The following is a 2,901-nucleotide window of genomic DNA, read 5'->3' as shown; positions in this document are numbered from 1 at the left end:
CCCCGGCCGGGCCCCGACCCGGATGTCGGCGCTCTGTGGAATGTTGGGCAAGCGCAGCCGGTCGGTTCGCCCGGTGCCGAAGGCGATCGTGCGCAGGCCCGAGCGCGTCACCTGCACCGGGATGGCGTGGTCGGGATCGGTAAGCAGCAGCGCGGTGGCGCGGCGCGGCGTGACTTCAATCACCTGCCCCAGCACGCCGCCGGCGTCGATCATGGCCTGGCCGACCACCACGCCTTCATTGCTGCCGGCATCGAGCACGATGCGCTGGCGGGACGGGTCGAGGTCGACGTCGATAATACCCACCAGCTGCGCCGACAGCCGGTAGCCGCGGGTGCCGCCAAGCAGTTCGCGCAGACGCTGGTTTTCTTCGCCCACCGCCACCAGCCGGTGCAGCCGGCTGGCGCTGACCTGCAGTTCGCGGGTGAGGCGGGTGTTCTCGGATTCGAGCTCGCTGCGCGAGCTGGCCAGCCGGCTCGCACCTTCCACCAGTCGGCCGGGCGAGGCCGCCAGCCACCACACCGGCTCGGCCAGCACGGAAAGCGCTTGCCTGGCCTGGCTGGCGAAGCCGCCGCGCTGGTCGGCGACCATCAGCGTGATCGCCAGCGCGAGGTAGGCCAACAGCGGCAGGGTGCCACCGGCGCTTTCACTGAGACGGGACGCGGTCGAGCCGGGATAAGCCACGTGGTTTTCCGGGAGTGGCCTGGGGTTACTCCGGCGAGAAGAACTCGTTGCCGTGCATGTCGATCATCTCGAGCGCACGGCCACCGCCGCGCGCCACGCAGGTGAGCGGGTCGTCGGCGACGTGCACGTGCAGGCCGGTTTCCTCGGAGATCAGCTTGTCGAGGTCGCGCAGCAGCGCACCGCCACCGGTGAGCACGATGCCGCGCTCGGCGACGTCGGCGCACAGTTCCGGCGGGGTCTGTTCCAGCGCCTGCTTGACCGCGCTGACGATGCCGCTGAGCGGTTCGTGCAGGGCCTCGAGCACTTCGTTGGAGTTGATGACGATCATGCGCGGCACGCCCTCGGCGAGGTTGCGGCCGGACACTTCCATCTCCTTGACCTCGGACTGCGGGAACGCGCAGCCGATCTGCAGCTTGATGCGCTCGGCCGTGGTTTCGCCGATCAGCGTGCCGTGGTTGCGGCGCACGTAGTTGATGATGGCGTCGTCGAAGCGGTCGCCGCCGATGCGCACCGACTGCGAATAGACGATGCCGTTGAGCGAGATCACCGCGACTTCCGAGGTGCCGCCGCCGATGTCGATGACCATCGACCCGCGCGCCTCGTCCACCGGGATGCCGGCGCCGATCGCGGCGGCCATGGGCTCTTCGATCAGGTAGACCTCACGGGCGCCGGCTTCTTCGGCCGATTCCTTGATGGCGCGGCGCTCGACCTGGGTCGAACCGCAGGGCACGCAGATCAGCACCCGCGGGCTGGGCCGCAGGAAGCGCGACGTGTGCACCTTCTTGATGAACTGCTTAAGCATTTCCTCGGTGTGGGTGAAGTCGGCGATGACGCCGTCCTTCATCGGCCGGTGCGTGGTGATGTTGCCGGGCGTGCGGCCGAGCATCTTCTTGGCTTCGGCGCCGACGGCGGCCACTTCGCGGCCGCCCTGGGTGTGGCGCACGGCCACCACCGAAGGCTCGTTCAGGACGATGCCCTGGCCGCGGACGAAAATGAGGGTGTTGGCGGTGCCCAGATCGATCGACAGGTCGTTCGAAAACAGGCCGCGGAGCTTCTTGAACATCAGGGGGAAGCCTTGGGAATGAGGTTTTCGGGGATTGACTAGATTACCAACCCGCGCCCGGGCCCGGCAAGGAAAAACAGCGGTTTTCCGTGCCATGTCCGCTACGAAAAGCTAACATGTGGCCCTTCCGCCGGGTGCCTCCTGCGGTCCCACCTTCGAGGTCCACGATGCCTTCTGCCCTGATCTGCGGTTCCCTGGCGTACGACACCATCATGGTGTTCCAGGACCAGTTCAAGAATCACATCCTTCCCGACAAGGTGCACATCCTGAACGTGTCGTTCCTGGTGCCCAGGATGCGCCGCGAGTTCGGCGGCTGCGCCGGCAACATCGCTTACAACCTCAAGCTGCTGGGCGGCAACCCGATCCCGATGGCCACGGTGGGCCAGGACTTCGGTCCCTACCGCGAGCACTTCGAGGCCTGCGATATCCGCCTCGACCACGTCAAGGAGCTGGGCGACCTGTTCACCGCCCAGGCCTTCATCACCACCGACCTGGACGACAACCAGATCACGGCCTTCCATCCGGGCGCCATGATGCGGTCGTACGAAAACCACGTCCGGGACGTCCAGGACGTCGGCTTCGGCATCGTCGGACCCGACGGTTACGAGGCGATGCTGCAGAATTCGAAGGAGTTCGCCGAACTAGAGATCCCGTTCATCTTCGACCCGGGCCAGGCCATGCCGCTGTTCAGCGGCAAGGAACTGACCACGATGATCGAACAGGCCACCTACGTCACCGTGAACGACTACGAGTCGAGCCTGCTGCAGGACAAGACCGGCCTGAGCGAGAAGGACATCGCCGAGCGGGTGAAGGCCTACATCATCACCCGCGGCCCCAAGGGCTCCGAGGCGCACACGCGGGCGGGTGAAATGCACATCCCGTCGGCCAACGCCATGCGCGTGGTGGACCCCACCGGCTGCGGCGACGCCTACCGCGCCGGCCTGATCTTCGGCCTGATGAACGGCATGGACATGGCCACCACCGGCCGCATCGCCTCGCTGATGGGCGCGCTGAAGATCGAGCACCTGGGCCCGCAGAACCAGCGTTTCGACTACGACGAGTTCGCCGAACAGTTCCGCCAGCAGTTCGGCTACGCCCTGCGCTGAGCCCCGGCGGGGACCCTGCCTGACATGAAAAGGGCCGCGCCCCCCCGCGCC

Annotated in this window: 3 protein-coding genes; 1 reads left to right on the top strand and 2 read right to left on the bottom strand. The window is 66.9% G+C overall.

Features of this window, described 5'->3' with window-relative positions:
- Together mreC and K0M70_RS07995 are read right to left on the bottom strand one after the other, a co-directional pair.
- Window positions 1-681: rod shape-determining protein MreC (gene mreC / locus K0M70_RS08000; RefSeq protein ID WP_290781273.1), on the bottom strand; the 681-nt coding region annotated here is incomplete at its 3' end.
- A gap of 25 nt (window positions 682-706) precedes the next feature.
- The gene (locus K0M70_RS07995) at window positions 707-1,744 is read right to left on the bottom strand and encodes a rod shape-determining protein (RefSeq protein ID WP_290781272.1); all 1,038 of its coding nucleotides are present in this window, start codon (window positions 1,742-1,744) and stop codon (window positions 707-709) included.
- Window positions 1,745-1,911: 167 nt separating this feature from the next.
- Between K0M70_RS07995 and K0M70_RS07990 the strand changes: the two genes are divergently transcribed.
- The gene (locus K0M70_RS07990) at window positions 1,912-2,850 is read left to right on the top strand and encodes a carbohydrate kinase family protein (RefSeq protein ID WP_290781271.1); all 939 of its coding nucleotides are present in this window, start codon (window positions 1,912-1,914) and stop codon (window positions 2,848-2,850) included.
- Window positions 2,851-2,901: the final 51 nt, after the last annotated feature.

The sequence above is a fragment of the Arenimonas sp. genome, assembly GCF_019459675.1.
In the GTDB taxonomy this organism is placed as follows: domain Bacteria; phylum Pseudomonadota; class Gammaproteobacteria; order Xanthomonadales; family Xanthomonadaceae; genus Arenimonas.
Note: the sequence above shows the minus strand (reverse complement) of the source record. Positions and strands in the feature narration are given on the sequence as shown.

What these genes read in the sequence shown, in the direction of transcription:
- K0M70_RS07995 (WP_290781272.1), bottom strand. Translation starts at nt 1,744, where the DNA reads ATGTTCAAGAAGCTCCGCGGCCTGTTTTCGAACGACCTGTCGATCGAT.
- K0M70_RS07990 (WP_290781271.1), top strand. Translation starts at nt 1,912, where the DNA reads ATGCCTTCTGCCCTGATCTGCGGTTCCCTGGCGTACGACACCATCATG.